Source organism: Corallococcus llansteffanensis (assembly GCF_003612055.1).
In the GTDB taxonomy this organism is placed as follows: domain Bacteria; phylum Myxococcota; class Myxococcia; order Myxococcales; family Myxococcaceae; genus Corallococcus; species Corallococcus llansteffanensis.
Window position 1 is genome coordinate 1 of the sequence record NZ_RAWB01000004.1, and the last position, 17,133, is coordinate 17,133.

General features: G+C 69.8%; 11 protein-coding genes and 1 tRNA gene. 6 read left to right on the top strand and 6 right to left on the bottom strand.

Going from position 1 to position 17,133, the window contains the following annotated elements:
• The coding region (locus D7V93_RS00705; RefSeq protein ID WP_120641472.1) for a S53 family peptidase at positions 1-1,664 on the top strand (1,664 nt) is incomplete at its 5' end.
• A gap of 18 nt (positions 1,665-1,682) precedes the next feature.
• Here the strand turns inward: D7V93_RS00705 and D7V93_RS00710 are convergent.
• The 4 genes from D7V93_RS00710 to D7V93_RS00725 all read right to left on the bottom strand — a co-directional run bounded on the left by D7V93_RS00710 (position 1,683) and on the right by D7V93_RS00725 (position 7,685).
• Positions 1,683-2,567 carry a sulfotransferase domain-containing protein gene (locus D7V93_RS00710; RefSeq protein ID WP_120641473.1) on the bottom strand — a complete coding sequence of 295 codons (885 nt, stop codon included), beginning with the start codon at positions 2,565-2,567 and terminating at the stop codon, positions 1,683-1,685.
• 69 nt (positions 2,568-2,636) lie between these two features.
• A complete protein-coding gene (locus D7V93_RS00715; protein WP_120641474.1) occupies positions 2,637-4,226 on the bottom strand; it encodes an MBL fold metallo-hydrolase in 1,590 nt (529 codons plus the stop codon).
• A 62-nt stretch (positions 4,227-4,288) separates the two neighbouring features.
• The gene (locus D7V93_RS00720) at positions 4,289-5,587 is read right to left on the bottom strand and encodes a DUF2254 domain-containing protein (protein ID WP_158623599.1); all 1,299 of its coding nucleotides are present in this window, start codon (positions 5,585-5,587) and stop codon (positions 4,289-4,291) included.
• A gap of 250 nt (positions 5,588-5,837) precedes the next feature.
• Complete coding sequence (locus tag D7V93_RS00725; protein WP_120641476.1) at positions 5,838-7,685, bottom strand: glycoside hydrolase family 15 protein; 1,848 nt, start codon at positions 7,683-7,685, stop codon at positions 5,838-5,840.
• Between the two features lie 216 nt (positions 7,686-7,901).
• Here D7V93_RS00725 and D7V93_RS00730 point away from each other — a divergent pair, with 216 nt between their 5' ends.
• Both D7V93_RS00730 and D7V93_RS00735 read left to right on the top strand, forming a co-directional pair.
• Positions 7,902-8,696 carry an alpha/beta fold hydrolase gene (locus tag D7V93_RS00730; RefSeq protein ID WP_120641477.1) on the top strand — a complete coding sequence of 265 codons (795 nt, stop codon included), beginning with the start codon at positions 7,902-7,904 and terminating at the stop codon, positions 8,694-8,696.
• A gap of 8 nt (positions 8,697-8,704) precedes the next feature.
• Positions 8,705-10,285 (top strand): PAS domain-containing hybrid sensor histidine kinase/response regulator, encoded by a 1,581-nt coding sequence (locus D7V93_RS00735; protein ID WP_120641478.1) that lies wholly within the window; start codon positions 8,705-8,707, stop codon positions 10,283-10,285.
• Here the strand turns inward: D7V93_RS00735 and D7V93_RS00740 are convergent.
• Both D7V93_RS00740 and D7V93_RS00745 read right to left on the bottom strand, forming a co-directional pair.
• Positions 10,282-12,783, bottom strand: coding sequence for a response regulator (locus tag D7V93_RS00740; protein WP_120641479.1), 2,502 nt, complete (start codon positions 12,781-12,783; stop codon positions 10,282-10,284). The two genes, D7V93_RS00735 and D7V93_RS00740, sit on opposite strands and share 4 nt — an antisense overlap.
• Before the next feature lie 41 nt (positions 12,784-12,824).
• Positions 12,825-13,577, bottom strand: a complete 753-nt coding sequence (locus D7V93_RS00745; protein WP_158623600.1) for a sensor histidine kinase — start codon at positions 13,575-13,577, stop codon at positions 12,825-12,827.
• A 216-nt stretch (positions 13,578-13,793) separates the two neighbouring features.
• On the opposite strand from D7V93_RS00745, the gene D7V93_RS00750 reads away from it, so the two are divergent.
• From D7V93_RS00750 to D7V93_RS00760, 3 genes are all read left to right on the top strand, one after another.
• Complete coding sequence (locus D7V93_RS00750) at positions 13,794-14,225, top strand: response regulator (protein ID WP_244237038.1); 432 nt, start codon at positions 13,794-13,796, stop codon at positions 14,223-14,225.
• A gap of 79 nt (positions 14,226-14,304) precedes the next feature.
• On the top strand, positions 14,305-16,896 hold the full coding sequence (locus tag D7V93_RS00755; protein ID WP_158623601.1) for a GAF domain-containing protein: 2,592 nt from the start codon (positions 14,305-14,307) through the stop codon (positions 16,894-16,896).
• 79 nt (positions 16,897-16,975) lie between these two features.
• Positions 16,976-17,049, top strand: a tRNA-Arg gene (locus tag D7V93_RS00760).
• Positions 17,050-17,133: the final 84 nt, after the last annotated feature.

A 17,133-nucleotide genomic window follows, 5' to 3' on the forward strand; every position in this document is an offset into this window, starting at 1 on the left:
CCCTTCCCCAGAGCGAGCGTGTCTCCCCCATCCCCGTGCGCCCCTCCATCCGGAGCAGCGCTCCCTCTGGCTCCGTGGAGGTCACCCTGGTGCTGCGCCACGGCGCGCCCCTCCCGACGGTGGAGCAGCTGTGCGCGGAGCCTCCGCGCCGCCCGCTCACGCACGAGGAGTTCGAGGAGAAGTACGGCACGTCGAAGAAGGACCTGGCCGCCGTGACGCGCTTCGCGAAGGCGCACGTGCTGCGCGTCACCTCCGTACAGCGCGACCGGGGCCACGTGCGGCTCGCGGGGACGGCCACCGCCATCCGGAAGGCCTTCGGCGTGGACCTGAAGCGCTACCAGCACGGCAAGGCGTCGTTTCTCAGCCACACGAAGCCCGTGTCGCTGCCGCGCTCCCTGCGCGACATCGTGGAGTGGGTGTTCGGCCTGGACACGCGCCCGCTCGTCACCCACAGCTCCGCGTCCCTGCCCGTGCCCGCGAAGCAGGCGGCGCGGGCGGGCCTGCGCTCGTACACGCCCGAGGAGGTGGCGCGCCTCTACCGCTACCCCGCGACGCAGGGCGAGGGCCAGTGCGTGGGCATCATCGAGCTGGCCGGGGGCTACAAGCCGTCGGACCTGGAGGCCTACCTCGCGAAGCTGGGCGTGAAGCGGGAGGCGCCTTTGAACGTGGGGCCCAACAAGCCGGGCTTCAGCGTCGCGTCCAACGCGGAGGTCACCATGGACGTGGAGCTGGTGTCCGCGACGGTTCCGAAGGCGCGCGTCGTCGTCTACAACGCGGGCTCGAAGGACTATTCGCTGAGCGACTACCACCGCGTCCTCGCCACGGCCATCAGCGACCGGGAGAACCGGCCGTCGGTGCTGACCACCAGCTGGTCCTTCTACGAGGGCTCGCTCATCCAGAAGGGCGAGGAGGCGGCCTTCGAGCGGCTCTTCCGCGAGGCGGCGCTCCTGGGCATCACCGTGTGCGCGGCCTCCGGGGACCTGGGCTCGCAGGTGCCCACCGAGGGCGGCTCACCCACCGGCGCCATCACGGTCGCGGCGACGAGCTATCCTGCCGCGAGCGCGCTGGTGCTGGGCTGCGGCGGCACGACGCTGGAAGGCGAGGGCGACACCCTCCGTCACGAGCGCGTGTGGAACCGCCTGGGCGAGGCCATGTCGATGAGCCCCCGGGGCCCGTCGGTGGCCGCCGGCGCGAGCAGCGGCGGGGTGAGCACCATGAACGCGCTGCCCCTGTACCAGCAGGGCATGAACGTGCCCGAGCAGGTGACGACGTCGTGGGAGGACGGCGTGTTCCAGGTGGTGTCGCGCACCCCCGGGCGCGGCGTGCCCGACGTCGCGGCCAACGCCGACCTGCACACCGGCTACCAGATCTACTTCGAGGGCCAGGACGGAGTCGCCGCGGGCACGAGCGCCGCCGCGCCCATGTGGGCCGCGCTCATCGTCCGCCTCAACGAGGCCCTGGGCCAGCGCGTGGGCTTCCTCCACCCCCGCCTCTACGCGCTGGTCAGCGAGGGCGCGCCCGTCGTCAACCGCATCACCCAGGGCGGCAACGGCGCGTGGTTCGCGAGCGAAGGCGCCCTGTGGAACGCGTGCACGGGCCTGGGCTCGCCGGACGGAGAGGCGCTGCTCGAGGGCCTGCGCCGGCTCCAGCGCCGCAAGCGCTGAAGCCGGCCCCAGCGCGCCTCAGAACGCGTCGTCGGTGATGCCCAGCTTCTGGCGCACGGTGTTGACCCGTGCGTCCAGCCGGGCCTGCTGCTCCGGCTTGAGGGCCTGCTTGCCCCGGCCCACGCCGCCCTTGAAGACGAAGCCCCGGCCCGGCGCCAGCGGCTCGTAGATGGTGAGCCGCGGGTCGAAGCGGAAGTCGTTCTGCTTCATGTGCTCGAAGCCCGTCTTCTCCATCAGGAGCGGCAGGTCCTCGTCCGCCACGGGGATGCCCAGGAACGCGCCGATGCGGCGCAGGCACGTCTCCCGGTCCGCGATGAGGTCCGCGTACCGGATGTGCAGCACGTTGGGGTCGTTGCGGTGCGGCCACCACGAGGCCAGGTGCTTGGCCCACTCGTTGTTGCCCACCTGCTCGCGGAAGAAGCCGTCGAAGTCCAGCTGCGAGCCGTGCATCAGGCAGTTGTGGTGGAAGCGGGACAGGATGCTGTCGGCGGCGGCGCGCGTGACGTAGATGATGCGGCTGTTCCTGGGCGGCCTGAGCGCGCCGTAGCGCAGGTGCGTCTTCAAGATGCGCGGCTCCGCAAGCCCGTCCAGCAGCCGCTCCCCATTGGGCATCAGCGCCAGCATGTCCACGAACGGCGCGACCTGGAGGATGTGCTCGTACTCCCCCCGGCCCCGCGTGAGCAGCTGGTAGACGATCTGCTGCATCCACGTCGTCCCCGCCTTGGGGAACGTGGAGATGTAGATGTCCGTCGGCCGGGGCTTCAGCCACACGTAGCGCAGCCGCAGCCAGCGGAACGTGTCGAGCAGCAGCAGCAGCAGACCTCGCTGCATGAGGAAGAACGCGACCGCGGCGTTCAGCACCGCTCTCAAGACGGGACGGGAGGTGGGGGGACGGGGAGCCATGGGGGCGCATCCATACCAAACCCCGACCTCCTGAATCACCGGTGCGCGGACGGCCCACCGGGTCACCCGCTACTCCAGGATGCGCTCCATCTGGAGGAAGGGCCGCGAGGCGGGAATGTTCCGGCCACGGCAGACCTCGATGAACTTGTTCGATTCGATCATCTGCGGCGCCGTCTCGTCGTACTGGAGCACCATGACGTGGCGCAGCCAGGGCTCCTGGCCCATCGCGTAGACGAAGGCCTCCTTCGGCTTCAGGTGGTTGAGGATCTCCGTGGCGCGCGCGGAGTCGGAGCCGTTGAGCCGCCGCGACTGGTCCATCTTGCGCGGCAGGGGCTGGCTGAGCAGCGGGCCGTACATCCAGCTCATCGGGCCGCCCTCGCACTCCATGCCCAGGTAGAGCGCGTCCAGGTTGCCCACGAGCTCCGTCAGGTGCTGGTACAGCCGGGGCTCCAGCGCGTTGGAGTCCGCGGCCATCAGCATGGCGCGGCCGCCCAGGCGCACGAGGTGCGCCGTCTTCGCCTGCACGCTCAGGTCGCTGTGCTCGCCGATGAAGGGGATGCCCATCAGCGACCCGCCGGGGATGCGGATCTCCTGCAGGTCGTCGATCTCCACCACGTTGCGGAAGCCCGTCTTCTCCAGCATCAGGCGCAGCGACGGATCCGCCAGCGAGAACGCGTTGGCGCGCGGCACGACGATGGTGCCGATGCGGTGACGCAGCTGCAGCAGCGTCTCCATCATCAGGTGGTCGGCGTGGCCGTGGGTGATGAGGACGTAGTCGATCTTCTCCGGCAGGTCGGCGTGCGTGAAGCGCGCCTGCTGCGTGGGGAACTCGTAGCTGATGACGGGGTCGGTGAGGATGGACACCTCGCGCGTCTCCATCAGCACGCACGCGTGGCCGAAGTAGCGCACGCGCACGCCCGGGCCGGTGTAGGGCTCCGGCTTGCGCGGGGCGACGTCCGTGAAGAGGTCCGCGAACGCGTCCGCCGCGGAGGCCGGCACGCCCAGCATCTCCGCCACCTGGCCGGGGCTGCCCGGCGTGTGGCGCATGCGGAAGAGCGCGTCCAGGCCCTCGTGGCGGAAGGGCACCTGGAGCCACAGGGGCGTGTCGCCTTCGAGCCGCGGGGTGCTGAAGACGTACTTGCGCGAGTCGCCGTTGACGCGCATCAGCGAGACGCTCTGCGACGACTCCTTGTAGAGGCTGCTGCGGTAGAGCAGGGGCTCCAGGATGCGGGCGTTGGCGCGGTGGGCCAGGTCGTACGTGAGCTCCACGTAGCCGCGCAGCATCTCCGGCACCTTCGCGTAGAGCGGCTCCAGGGACTCACCCTTGGAGCTGGCGAGCAGCTGCTCCAGGTCCGCCAGGGCCTTGGTGTAGGCCAGCATGTCCGCGTGGTCCCGGGTGGTGCGGTCGAGCAGCGCCTTCACGTCCGCCACGCGGGAGACGGGGTGGTTGATGAAGGGGCCGCCCATCAGCGCCGGGTTCTGGAGCGCGGCGACGTGCACGTCCGGGTTCGCGACGAACGACTGCATCAACTTCAGGTGCAGGCGCGAGACGAACAGGGGCGCCGTCGCGGGCGACAGCAGGTACCACCAGACGTACCACTGATTGAACAGCGGCTCGATGGCGACATCGGGCTTCAGGTACATGGGGCGCTCGAGCATGAGAGGGGGCGTGAATGCCAGCTGCCAATGTTGATGATTCGCCCGGTGACTTCAAGGCCGAATCAGAACTCGAGGCCTGGCAGGGGAGGGAGCGGGGCTCCGTCCAGTGCACGCTCCATCTCCCGGGCGTAGCGCCGCTGCGGCTCCAGCAGGGGCGAGTCCGCTTGCGCCCGCTCCGCTTCGGCGAGGATGCGCCGCAGGGTGGCGTGCGCGGCCTGCCGGTCCGCCGGATGCCGTGCGCACTGCCCCACCGCGCCCACCAGCCGCAGCAGCCGCAGCACCACCACGGGCTCCGCGGCGCCGTAGCGGGTGATCTGCTCCGTGGCGAGGTGCAGGTAGTCGCGCAGCTCGGGCGCGCGCAGGAAGACACGCGCCCGCCCGTCCCCATCCGCCAGCACGCGCGGGCCCAGCCGCAGGTGGGCCAGCCCGCACAGGACGAAGGTGAGCTGATCCAGGGACTCCACGGCCGTGTACGGATCGTTGATGCCCGGCGACAGCGCCTTGATCGCGATGTCCACGAGCTGCCGCAGGCCCAGGGCCACGTCCGCGTCCTGGTCCCTCCAGCGGTCCAGCGCGATCGCGCTCACGAGCGACTCGGGCTCGTCTGCCGGCCGCAGGAGCCCGACGCTCTCCGGCTCCACCCGCCCGATGGGGGCACCCCGCAGCACCGGCTCGCCAATGGCGACGTCCACGTGCACCACGAGCCTCCGCGCCTCCGCCCGCGCCAGCAGTGCCACCCCGTCCACGTCCACGACGAAGCCGTTCGCCGGGGCCCTCAACGGCAGGGCGTGCGTGGAGGGCGGCGGTGGCGCGACCGGGGGCGCGTCGGACATGCGGCGCCGGTGAAGCCCGCGCGCCGCGTGCAGCGTGATGTTCGCCACCGTCCGCACCAGGTTCTCCACGCGCATGAGCTGGAGCGTGTGCAGCACCTGGAACACCAGCGCCGCTCCACACGCGATGAGCAGGAAGATGGCCATGCTGGCCGCCGGGCGCGGCCGCTCCTGATCGCCGGGAACCAGGCCGAACCGCTGCACCGCCACCACGCAGTAGACGCAGGTGACGATGAACACCGGGATGACGATCCGGATGCCCGCGTCGCGCTGGTAGATGCGCAGCAGGCGTGGCGAGTACTGCGCACCCAGGTTCTGCGCCACCAGCATGGACAGCGACAGGATGATGCTCAGCGAGGTGATCGCGGTGCCCAGCACCGACGACAGGAGGGTCCGCGCCTCCCTGGGGGTGCCCCGCCACGCCAGGCCGCCGAGCGCCCACACCGAGCCGGGAGGCGGGTCCACCAGCATCACGCCCAGCACGCCCCCCAGCAGCGCCGCGAGCGCGGGCAGCAGCCAATCGCTCCTCACGACCCAGTCGCGGAGCCGGCGGGTCTCATGCCAACGCCTCGCCCGCTTCGGGGCGCCGCCTGGCCGCACCTGCTCGCGAGGCAGTGCCCCGGTGCCCGCCATCCGCCCCTCCCTCCACGGTTGAGTGCCTTCGCCAAGCGTGGCCATGGGCCCGGAGGGCTTCAACTCAACGCTCCCCCGGTCGCCGCGGCCGTGCGCAGGGAGCACGCCGCGGGCGCCATGCTCCCTGCTGGAGGCTCGCGCCGGTCCGCTAATGCATCATCGGGGGCTTGTATCCCTCGGCGAGGCTGTAGGCGCAGTTCACGAGCGCCAGGTGGCTGAACGCCTGGGGGAAGTTGCCGATCTGCCGGCGCTCCTTGGGCAGGTACTCCTCGGCGAGCAGGCCCACGTCGTTGCAGAGCCCCACCAGCTTGTCGAAGAGCCGCCGCGCGTCCTCCTGCCGCCCCATGAGCTGGTAGGTGTTCGCGAGCCAGAAGGAGCAGGCGAGGAAGGCGCCCTCTTCGCCGGAGAGCCCGTCGACGCTGTCCTCCGTCAGGTAGCGCAGCACCAGCCCCTCCGGCATCAGCTCCTGCTCGATGGCCCGCACCGTTCCGACGACGCGGGGATCATCCGCCGGGAGGAACCCGGAGAGCGGGATGAAGAGCAGGCTCGCATCCACGCCCTTCGAGCCGTAGTACTGCGTGAACGTGTTGCGTTTGGCGTCGAAGCCCTTGCTGCACACCTCGTCGAAGATGGCCTGCCGCAGCTTCACCCACGGCGCCTTGTCCTCCTTCAGGCCGTACAGCTCGATGGCTTGCACCCAGCGATCGATGGTGGTCCACGCCGCCACCTTGGAGGCGGTGAAGTCGTGCTTCGGACCCCGCATCTCCCAGATGCCATGGTCTTGCTGCGTCCAGACCTCGGACACCCGGGTCGCGAGGCGCTTGAGGACCTTCTGGCCGCGCTCTGGCAGCTTGCCAATCAGTTGCGCATGGATGAAGAGGACCGCGGCGAACTCGCCGAGGACGTCGAGCTGGAACTGCGTGTAGGCCCCGTTCCCGGTCCGCACGGGCCGAGCCCCTTCATAACCTTGCAGCCAGTCCAGCGTGATCTCGGTGAGGTGCCGCTTGCCCCGGATGCCATACATGATCTGCAGCTGGTCCGGGGCGCCTCCGACGGCGTTCTCCAGCCAGGTGCCGAACGCATCCGCCTCGTCCGTGAGGTCGGCGCGCATGAGCGCGTTCAACGTCAGGACCGAGTCGCGAATCCAGCAGAACCGGTAGTCCCAGTTGCGCTCCCCGCCCGGAGTCTCCGGGAGCCCGAAGGTGGGCGCGGCGACCAGCGCCCCCGACGGATGGAAGGTGCACGCCTTGAGGGTGAGCAGCGAGCGGAGGACCACGTCCTTGTACTCGGAGGGCAGGCGGAGCTTCGAGGCCCAGTCCTCCCAGAACGACTGCGTCTCACGCAGGGCGACCTCCGGGTCGAGCGGCTCGGGGATCTCCGCGTAGGGCCGGGCCCAGGAGAGCACGAAGGGAATCCGCTGGCCGGCTTGAACCTTGAACTCCGACTCGAACTCAGGTGGCGCCTCACCGACCGCGCCTCGCAGATAGAGGGCGTCCGGACCGGCGATGGCGGCGGAGGCATGGTCTGTCTTGCGCACCGCGGGGACGGTGGAGCCGTTGGCGAACCGGGGCCGCAGCTCGGAGCGCACCGTCACCGTGCCCTGGACTCCCTCCACCCACCGCACCAGGTGGGGGGTGCCCTTGCGAATGGGCATGAAGTCCACCAGGCGCACCGTGCCCTCGTCCGTCACGAACTCCGTTTCCACGATGAGGGTCTTGCCGCGGTAGCGCCGTTTCACGTCGCGCACGGTCGCCTTCGGAGCAATCTTCCACCGCCCGTTGTCGGCTGTTCCCAGCAGCGACGTGAAGCACGCGTCCGAGTCGAAATCCGGGAGGCAGAGAAAGTCGATGGACCCGTCCCGGGCCACGAGCGCTGCCGTATACAGATCTCCCAGGAGCGCGTGATCCTCGATGAGCACCCCCGGCTCCTTCCGGGTCTTGGTTCCCCAACCGGTCCTGGGTGATTCCTTCGTCTGCACGGTCTGTGTCGAAGCCATTCACCGCTCCTGGTTCGTAGGTCCCAGAAAACGTAGGCACCGCCATCCCTCCCGCAATTCGCGCGGGGGCGTACAAGCGGGCCCACCGCAACCCGGACGCACGGTGTCACCTGCCAGGCAGGACCCGGGGACGATCCAGAAATTCGTGGAAGGAACAATGAACTTCGGTACTCATAGGAGTGGCCGCCAACCCTCCCTTCACCGCAGGAGTCGCACATGGGTGTGCTCACCCGGAACAACGTCAAGGTGAAGGGGCAGGGCGCCCGGGCCATGGTCTTCTCCCATGGCTTCGGCTGCGATCAGAACATGTGGCGCTTCGTCGCCCCCGAGTTCGAGCGGGACTACCGCACCGTGCTCTTCGACCATGTGGGGGCTGGCGGGTCGGACATCACCGCCTATGATCGCACGAAGTACGCAACGCTGGCGGGCTACGCCCAGGACGTCCTGGAGCTCTGCCGCGAGCTGCGGCTGGAGAAGGTGGTCTTCGTCGGGCACTCCGTGAGCGCGATGGTCGGCGTGCTCGCGGCCATCCAGGAGCCGGAGCGCTTCGACAGGCTCGTGCTCGTTGGGCCGTCGCCCTGCTACATCGACGACGAGGGCTACGTCGGCGGCTTCTCGCGAGAGGACATCGAGCAGCTGCTGGAGTCGCTCGACGACAACTACCTGGGCTGGTCCAGCACGATGGCGCCCGTCATCATGGGCAACCCGGAGCGGCCGGAGCTGGGCTCGGAGCTCACGAACAGCTTCTGCCGCACGGACCCGGAGATCGCGAAGCACTTCGCGCACGTGACCTTCCTCTCCGACCACCGGGCCGACCTGCCGAAGGTCAAGACACCGTCCCTGGTGCTCCAGTGTTCGAATGACGTCATCGCGTCGGAGGTGGTGGGCGAGTACGTGTGCCGGCACCTGCCCGCCGCCGAGCTGGTGTACATGAAGGCCACCGGCCACTGCCCGAACCTGAGCGCTCCCGGGGAAACCGTCGCCGCCATGAAGGCCTATCTGAGTGCCTGAGCGCGACGATGCCGGATGACACGGAGGACACCGGATCCGCGGAGGCGCCGTTCGAGGAGTCGGCGGAGGACCTCTACGAGAACGCTCCGTGCGGCTACCTCTCGACGACCCCCGAGGGGATCATCGTCCGGGTCAACCAGACCTTCCTCACGTGGACGGGCCACTCGCGCGAGGCCCTCGTCGGCCACAAGCGGTTCCGGGATCTGCTCGCGGTCGCGGGCCGCATCTTCCATGAGACGCACTACGCGCCGCTCCTCCAGATGCAGGGGTTCGTCCGCGAGCTCTCCCTGGACCTGGTGTGCGCCAATGGCCGTCCGCTCCCGGCCCTGATCAACTCCGTGCAGATGCGGGATGCGCAGGGCAGGCCCCGCTCCGTCCGGACCACCGTCTTCAACATGACGGACCGCAAGCGCTACGAGCGGGAGCTGCTGCAGGCCCGCAGGCAGGCGGAGCAGCTGGCGCAGTCCAAGGCGAGCCTCCTGGCGACCCTCAGCCACGAGATCCGCAACCCGCTCAACGCCATCACCGCCGCCACCCGGCTGCTGGGGATGACGACGCTGACGGACAAGCAGGTGAAGTACCTGCGCATCCTCGGCTCGTCCTCCAGCAACCTGCTCGCGATGGTCAACGACATCCTCGACTGGAGCAAGATCGAGGCAGGCAAGCTCACCCTGGAGCAGCGCGAGTTCGATCCCCGCGAGCTCATCAGCGGCATCGTGAACGGCCAGGCCGCCCGGGCCGAGGAGAAGAAGCTCCTGCTCCAGGTGGAGCTCGACGAGCAGCTCCCCTCCTGTCTCGTGGGGGATCCGGTCAAGCTGGGGCAGATCCTCACGAACCTCGTGAGCAACGCCCTCAAGTTCACGGAGAAGGGCGGCGTCACGGTCTCCGTCGTCGTCCGCTCCCGGGACGGCGACGCGTGCGACCTGGGCTTCCAGGTGAGCGACACGGGGATTGGCATCTCCCAGGACCGCATCGCCGCCATCTTCGAGGAGTACACGCAGGCGAACTACGACATCGGGATGAAGTACGGAGGCACGGGCCTGGGCCTCTCCATCAGCCGCAAGTTGCTGGAGCTGCACGGCAGCAAGATGGTCGTCGCGAGCGAGGTGGGGAAGGGGACCCGCTTCTCCTTCGACCTGCGCCTGAAGGTCGGGGTGGAGGCCCCGGGCACGGCGTCTGGCCGCGCGTCGCCCGCGCAGGCGCTGCGGGGCCTGCGGGTGCTCGTGGTCGAGGACAGCGAGGTCAACACCTACGTCGTTGCCCGCTGGTTCGAGCTCTGGGGCGTCGTGTTCGACGCCGTCAAGAACGGGCAGCAGGCCGTGGAGCGCCTGCGCGAGCGCGTCTACGACCTCGTGCTGATGGACCTGCACATGCCGGAGCTGGGCGGCTTCGATGCGCTGAAGGTCATCCGGCAGTCCCCGGACGAGCGGCTGCGCAAGCTGCCCGTCATCGCCATCTCCGCCTCCGCGCGAGCCTGGCAGGAGAGCCGCATCCTGGAGTCTGGCTTCACCGACTTCATCGGCAAGCCCTTCGACGCGGAGGTCCTGTTCCAGAAGATGGCGCGGTGCACCTCGCGGGCGCCTGCCTAGGCCAGGCTGCCGCGCGCGCGCTCCTCCACCTGGGGGTGGCGCCCGGTGAGCGAGGCGAGGACGATGATCAGCTCCGCGGGCTCGATGGGCTTGGGCACGTGCATCTGGAAGCCCGCGAGCAGCGCGCGGGTGCGGTCCTCCATGCGCGCGAAGGCCGTGAGCGCGATGGCCGGCGTCTGCCCTCCCTGGTCCGGGGGCAGGGCGCGCAGCCTGCGGATGAGGGAGTAGCCGTCCTCGCCGGGCATCCCGATGTCGGAGAGGACGACCTGGGGACGGAAGAGGCGCAGCTTCTCCAGGCCCTCCCTGGCGCTGGCCGCGGTGAAGACCTGGGCGCCCCGGCTCTCCAGCACCACGGTGAGCAGCTCCCGGGCATCGGGTTCGTCGTCCACCACCAGCACTTGGAGCCCCTTGAGGACGGGCACCGGCAGCACGGGCGTCTCCAGGCGCGCCGTGGCCAGGAAGGGGGGCGGGCTCGCCTTGCCCTGCGCGTCCGTCGCCAGCGGCAGCTTCAGGCTGAAGCGCGTGCCGTGGCCCTCGCCCTCGCTGAAGGCCTCGATGGAGCCTCCGTGCAGCTCGGTGAGGTGCCGCACGATGGCCAGCCCCAGCCCCAGTCCCCCGTGCTTGCGGGTGGTGCTCCCGTCGACCTGCCAGAAGCGCTCGAAGATCTGCGACAGGTAGCTCCGGGCGATGCCCTGGCCGTTGTCCTCCACCTCGATGAGGACGCAGCCCTCCGCCCGCCGCAGGCGCACGACGACCTCTCCGCCCTTGGGCGTGAACTTGATGGCGTTGGAGAGCAGGTTCCAGACCATCTGCTGGAGCCGGTCCGCGTCGCCGTGGATGGGGTCCACGTCCGGGGCCAGCTCGGAGCGCAGCGTCACGCCCTTCGCGTCGGCCGCGTGGCGCACCGAGTCCAGCGCCGCCTCGATGCACTCGCCGGGATTCACCGAGCGGATCTCCAGCCGCAGCTTGCCGGTGATGATCCGCGACACGTCGAGCAGGTCCTCGATGAGCTGGGTCTGCACCTGGGTGTTGCGCTCCACCGCCTCCAGGGCGCGGGCGTGCTTCTCCGGGGGGAGCTGTCCCGAGCGCAGCATCCGCGTCCAGCCCAGCATGGCCATCAGCGGCGTGCGCAGCTCGTGCGACACCGCCGCGAGGAACTCGTCCTTGGCGCGGTTGGCCTGCTCCGCGACGAGGTGTTCGGCCTTGGCCATCTCGAACAGCCGCGCGTTGTCGATGGCGATCTCCGCCCGCCGCGCCAGCTCCTGCACGAGCTCCAGGTCGCGCGCGGTGTAGCGGCGGCCGGGCCGCAGGGTGCACACCTTCAGCGCCCCGAAGATTCGCCGCTGGGCCCACAGCGGAACGACGATCCACGACCCCGGCCGCAGCTGCGCGTCGCCCGGCTCCTCCAGGGGGCCCAGCGCCTCCTGCACCATCGCGTCGGTGAGCTCGGGCACCAGCTCCGCCTCGCCCGTGCGCAGCACGCGGGGGTAGCCGTGGAGGGCGGTGGAGGGCGGTGGGAAGGCGCGGTGCAGCTCGCGCAGCCGCGGCACCTGCGAGGGATCCGCGTGCGCGAACATCACCTGGCGGGCGGGCCCGTTGTCCTCCAGGAGGTAGACGGCGCACCAGTCTCCCAGCCGGGGGACGATGAGCGCGGAGAGCCGCTCCAGCGTGACGGACATCTCCAGCGAGGCGGTGAGCATGGTGCTCGCCTCCGACAGGAAGCTCAGCGTCTCCGACGCGCGCTTCTGATCATCGATGTCGGTGCACGTGCCCAGCCACTGGAGGATGCGGCCGTGCGCGTTGCGCAGCGGCAGCGCCTGGATGAGGTGCCAGCGGTACGCCCCGTCCGCGTGGCGCCGGATGCGGCCCTCGCACTCGAAGGGCGCACCCGCCTGGCGGCTCTCGCTCCAACGGCCGAGGCAGGCCGGGATGTCGTCGGAGTGGATCACGCCGCGCAGGAGCTGCTCCTCCCTCGCGCCTCCCTCCGGAGAGGGCCAGTGGGGCAGGCCGGTGTAGTCGTACCAGCGCCGGTTGAAGTAGTCGGGGCGTCCGTCGGGGCCGGCCGTCCAGACGATCTGGGGCAGGGCCTCGGCGAGCGCGCGGTGCTGCTGCTCCGCCAGGTGCAGCCGCAGGGCCTGACGCAGGCTCTGCTCCAGGCGCTCGGCGGACAGCTTCGCCTTGGAGATGTAGTCGGACGCGCCGGCCTTCATCAGCTCGACGGCCGTCTGCTCGCTCCCCTGGCCCGTGAGGACGATGATGGGGGAGCGCGGGGCCTTGGCTCCCAGCTCGCGCAGCACCTGGAACCCGTCCTCGCCCGGCAGCAGGAAGTCCAGGAGGATGGCGTCGAAGGACTGCGTCTCCAGGTGCCCCAGCGCCTCGCTGCCGCTGGTGGCCTCCACGACCTCCGCCGTGAGCCCGGCCGTGTGCAGCAGCCGCTGGACCCTGAGCCGGTCGACCTCGTCGTCATCGACGAGAAGCAGCTTGAGGGGCTCGTTCATGGTGGGGACTTCCCTGGGGGATGAAGGGACTGAAGGAACACTCACGCGAGGGAGGTCTCGGAGCGGGGCCACGTGAAATGGAAGGTCGCGCCCTCGTCCTCGGCGGACTCGACCCAGGCCTGGCCGCCCCGGCCTTCGACGAGCTTCTTCACCACGCACAGCCCCATGCCCGCGCCCTCCACCTTGTCGCGGGCGACGAGCGTCTGGAACGGGTTCCAGATCTTCTCGTGGTACCGGGCCGCGATGCCCGGGCCGTTGTCCGCGACGCGGAAGTGGTGGAAGCCCGGCGCGTCCTCCACCTCCACCCGCACCCGGACATCGTCGCGCTGCGCGTGCTTCAAGGCGTTGGACAGGAGGTTCACGAAGACCTGCTGGAGCGGGAGTCGCTCGGTGGTGAAGACCGGCATCCCGGAGGCGACCTCGATCCGCGCGGAGGCGCCGGGGGAGAGCTGCTCCAGCGCCTCGTGGATCAGCAGGTCGACCCGCACCTGTTCCGGCGTGTACCGGACGCGGCCCGCGCGGCTGTAGTCCAGGAGGCCGTCGAGCATGGCCTCCATCCGCTGCACGCGGCCGCGCAGCAGCACCAGCTGCCGGGCCGACTCCGGGCCCAGGTTCGGCCCCAGGTCCTCCTCCAGCCACTGCGACAGGTTGGAGATGCCGCGCAGGGGCGCCTTGAGGTCGTGGCTGGCCACATAGGCGAACTGATCCAGATCGGCGTGGTTCTGTTGCAGCGCCTTGCGCAGGCCCCGGACCTCATCGAGGAGCTCTTCCTTCGTCTTCTGGGCGTCGTCCATGGGAGGGGGCGGCGCGCCAGGGCGCCTCCATCGCCATACAGCCGCCATGCGAGGTGCCTCAAGACATTGGGTACGGCCGAGCGGCTGCCTGGAAGCGCGTGTCGGGAAGGAAACAGGCACGGGCAGGCCGATGCTATCAGCCCCAATGAGAACGCTAGAAGCGGGGGCGCTCGGGCTCCTTTCGAGACTCGATGCCACCCCGGCTCGAAAGGCTCCATGACCGCGGCCATGTCCGGCGACAAGTCATTGCACATCCTCCTCATCGAAGACGACGAGGTGGACGTGATGAACGTCCGCCGCGCCTTCCTGAAGAACCACATCGCCAACCCGCTCTATGTCGCCACCAACGGGCTGGAGGGGCTGGAGATGCTGCGCAACGGCGCGGTGCCCGAGGGGCGCCGGCTGGTGCTGCTGGACCTCAACCTGCCCAAGATGAACGGCATCGAGTTCCTGCGCGCGCTGCGCGCGGACCCCGAGCTGCGCACCATCTCCGTGGTGGTGCTCACGACATCCGCCAACGAGCGCGACAAGATCGACGCGTACAACCTGAACGTGGCGGGCTACCTGCTCAAGCCCGTGACCTTCATCAACTTCGTGGAGGTCATGGCCACCCTCAACAAGTATTGGACGCTCGTGGAGATGCCCTGACATGAGCATGAAACCCAACGCAATCGCTCGTCTCGGGACGACTTCCTCCGACGTGCCCTTCCTCGCGGGGGAAGGGGAGATGGCTCAGCGCATGCGGGAGTTCGACTGGGCCGGCTGCCCGGTGGGACCCGTGGAGCACTGGCCGCAGAGCCTGCGGACGGCGGTCAGCATCTGCCTGTCGTCGCGGCACCCCATCGAGATCTGGTGGGGGCCCGAATACGCGCGCCTCTACAACGACGCGTACCGGCCCATCCTCGGCGCGCACAAGCACCCGCAGTTCCTGGGACGTCCCGGGCGCGAGTGCTGGGGGGAGATCTGGGACGTCATCGGCCCGATGCTCGACAGCGTGCGCGACACGGGCAAGGCCACGTGGTCGGAGGACTTCCCGTTGATGCTGACGCGCAACGGCTACGTGGAGGAGACCTACTTCACGTTCTCGTATGCGCCGCTCTGGAGCGAGGATGGGAGCGTTGGGGGCATCTTCTGCGCCTGCGCGGAGACCACCGCGCGGTTGATCAGCGAGCGGAGGCTCCGGCTTCTGCGCGGCCTGGGGGCGCAGACGGCCGAGGCGCCCACGGCCACGGTGAAGGACGCGTGCGAGCAATCGCTGAAGACGCTCGCCGGGGGCCGCAAGGACGTGTCGTTCGCGCTGCTGTACCTGCTCTCGCCGGACGAACCGGAGGCTCACCTCGCGGCCACGCTGGGTCTCGATCCCGGGGGGCCGGCGAGCCCCGAGCGCATCAAGCTCCAGGAAGGGGGCGCGTGGCCCTTCGCCGAGGTCGCGCGGACGCACCAGCCCGCGCGCGTGCCCTGGTCCGAGCCGCTCGGCACCTGGCCCGGAGGGGAGTGGCCCGAGCCGTCGCGCGAGGCGGTCGTGCACCCGCTGTTCCGCTCGGGAGAGAACGCGCTCCAGGGGTTCCTGGTGATGGGGGTCAGCCCGCGCCGTGCGTTGGACGAGGCCTACCGGGACTTCTTCGACCTCGCGGCCGGCCACGTCGCGACGGCGATCTCCAGCGCGCGGGTCTACGAAGAGACCCGGTATGGCACCCGCCGCGCGCAGCTCGGGGCGGACGTGGGCGCGGCGCTGACCAGCTCCGCGTCGCTGCATGACCAGCTCCGGCGGTGCTGTGAGGCCATCGTGAGGCATCTGGACGCGGCGTTCGCGCGCATCTGGGTGCTGGACCCGACCCAGGACGTGCTCGAGCTGCGGGCGAGCGCCGGGCTGTACACCCACATCGACGGCGCGCACAGCCGGGTGCCCGTGGGGGCGCTGAAGATCGGCCTCATCGCCCAGACGCGCCAGCCGCACCTCACCAACGACGTGCTGAACGACTCACGCGTGGGGGACAAGGCCTGGGCGGCGCGCGAGGGGATGCGCTCGTTCGTGGGCTACCCGCTCATCGTGGACGGCAAGCTGTCGGGCGTGATGGCGCTGTTCTCCAGGAGTGTGCTCGACGCGGAGACGCTGCGCCTGCTGGCCTCCGTCGCCAACTCCATCGGGGTGGGCATCGAGCGCAAGCGCGTCGAGGACGAGCGGACGGAGCTGCTGGTGCGGGAGCAGGCGGCGCTCGCCGAGGCCGAGCGGCAGCGCTCCCGGCTGGAGACGCTCTTCCTGCAGGCCCCGGCGGGCATCTGCGTCCTGCGCGGGAGCGATCACGTCTTCGAGTTCGCGAACCCGCGCTACCTGCAGCTCATCGGGGATCGCGACGTCGTGGGCAAGCCCCTGCGGGAGGCGCTGCCGGAGCTGCAGGAGCTCATCGTGCCGCTGCTCGACCGGGTGTACTCCGGGGGCGAGCCGTTCTACGGGGATGAGCTCCGGGTGCCGCTCCTGCGCCAGGGCCGGTTGGAGGACTGCTACTTCAACTTCATCTACCAGCCCATCTACGACGCGACCCGGACGGTCGAGGGCATCGCGGTCATCGCCTTCGAGGTGAGCGAGCAGGTGCGTGCCCGCCAGCGCTCCGAGCGGCTCACGCAGGAGTTGGAGGCGACGAACCAGGACCTGGACCAGTTCGCCTACGTCGCGTCGCACGATCTCAAGGCGCCGCTGCGAGGCATCGCGAGCCTGTCGGAGTGGATCGAGGAGGGGCTCGCGGACAAGATGAACGACGAGACGCGCAACCAGATGCGGCTCCTGCGGGGGCGCGTGCACCGGCTGGAGGCGTTGATCAACGGCATCCTGAGCTACTCGCGGGCCAGCCGCATGCGGGAGAAGGTGGAGACGGTGGACGTGGGCGCGCTGCTCGCGGAGAGCCGGGACCTGCTCGCGCCGCCACCGGAGGCGAGCATCGTCATTGGAGGAGGCATGCCCACGCTCCAGGCGGAGCGGGTGCCGTTGCAGCAGGTGTTCCTGAACTTGATGAGCAACGCGCTCAAGCACGCGGGGAGGGCGGACGCGCGCATCGAGATTGCCTGCGCGGACGCGGGGGCGTTCCACGACTTCAGCCTGAAGGACAACGGGCCTGGAATCGACCCCAGGTTCCACGACCGCATCTGGGGCATCTTCCAGACGCTGGAGGCGCGCGACAAGGTGGAGGGGACGGGGATCGGCCTCTCCCTGGTGAAGAAGATCGTGGAGACCCGGGGAGGGCGCGTGGCCATCGAGTCCGAGCTGGGGGCCGGGGCGACCTTCCACGTCTTCTGGCCCAAGCAGCCCAAGGGGCCGGCGTAGCCCGGCGGACACCCCGCCGGCCGAGGAACCTCACGCGCGTTGCGCGCGTCCGGACGCCTGCTATAAAGCGCACCGTCCTGACCCCGTAGCTCAGTTGGATAGAGCGACGGTTTCCTAAACCGTAGGCCACAGGTTCGATTCCTGTCGGGGTCGCTGCCCTGTCTCCCAAGTCCGTGGAGACAGGGCATTTTTCTGTCCTCGGTGAGGGCGGAAGCCGGCCGCCGTTTCACGCATTCG

Coding starts and splice junctions, on each gene's coding strand:
- D7V93_RS00710 (WP_120641473.1), bottom strand. CDS start 2,567: ATGGCTCCCCGTCCCCCCACCTCCCGTCCCGTCTTGAGAGCGGTGCTG.
- D7V93_RS00715 (WP_120641474.1), bottom strand. CDS start 4,226: ATGCTCGAGCGCCCCATGTACCTGAAGCCCGATGTCGCCATCGAGCCG.
- D7V93_RS00725 (WP_120641476.1), bottom strand. CDS start 7,685: ATGGCTTCGACACAGACCGTGCAGACGAAGGAATCACCCAGGACCGGT.
- D7V93_RS00730 (WP_120641477.1), top strand. CDS start 7,902: ATGGGTGTGCTCACCCGGAACAACGTCAAGGTGAAGGGGCAGGGCGCC.
- D7V93_RS00735 (WP_120641478.1), top strand. CDS start 8,705: ATGCCGGATGACACGGAGGACACCGGATCCGCGGAGGCGCCGTTCGAG.
- D7V93_RS00740 (WP_120641479.1), bottom strand. CDS start 12,783: ATGAACGAGCCCCTCAAGCTGCTTCTCGTCGATGACGACGAGGTCGAC.
- D7V93_RS00745 (WP_158623600.1), bottom strand. CDS start 13,577: ATGGACGACGCCCAGAAGACGAAGGAAGAGCTCCTCGATGAGGTCCGG.
- D7V93_RS00750 (WP_244237038.1), top strand. CDS start 13,794: ATGACCGCGGCCATGTCCGGCGACAAGTCATTGCACATCCTCCTCATC.
- D7V93_RS00755 (WP_158623601.1), top strand. CDS start 14,305: ATGGCTCAGCGCATGCGGGAGTTCGACTGGGCCGGCTGCCCGGTGGGA.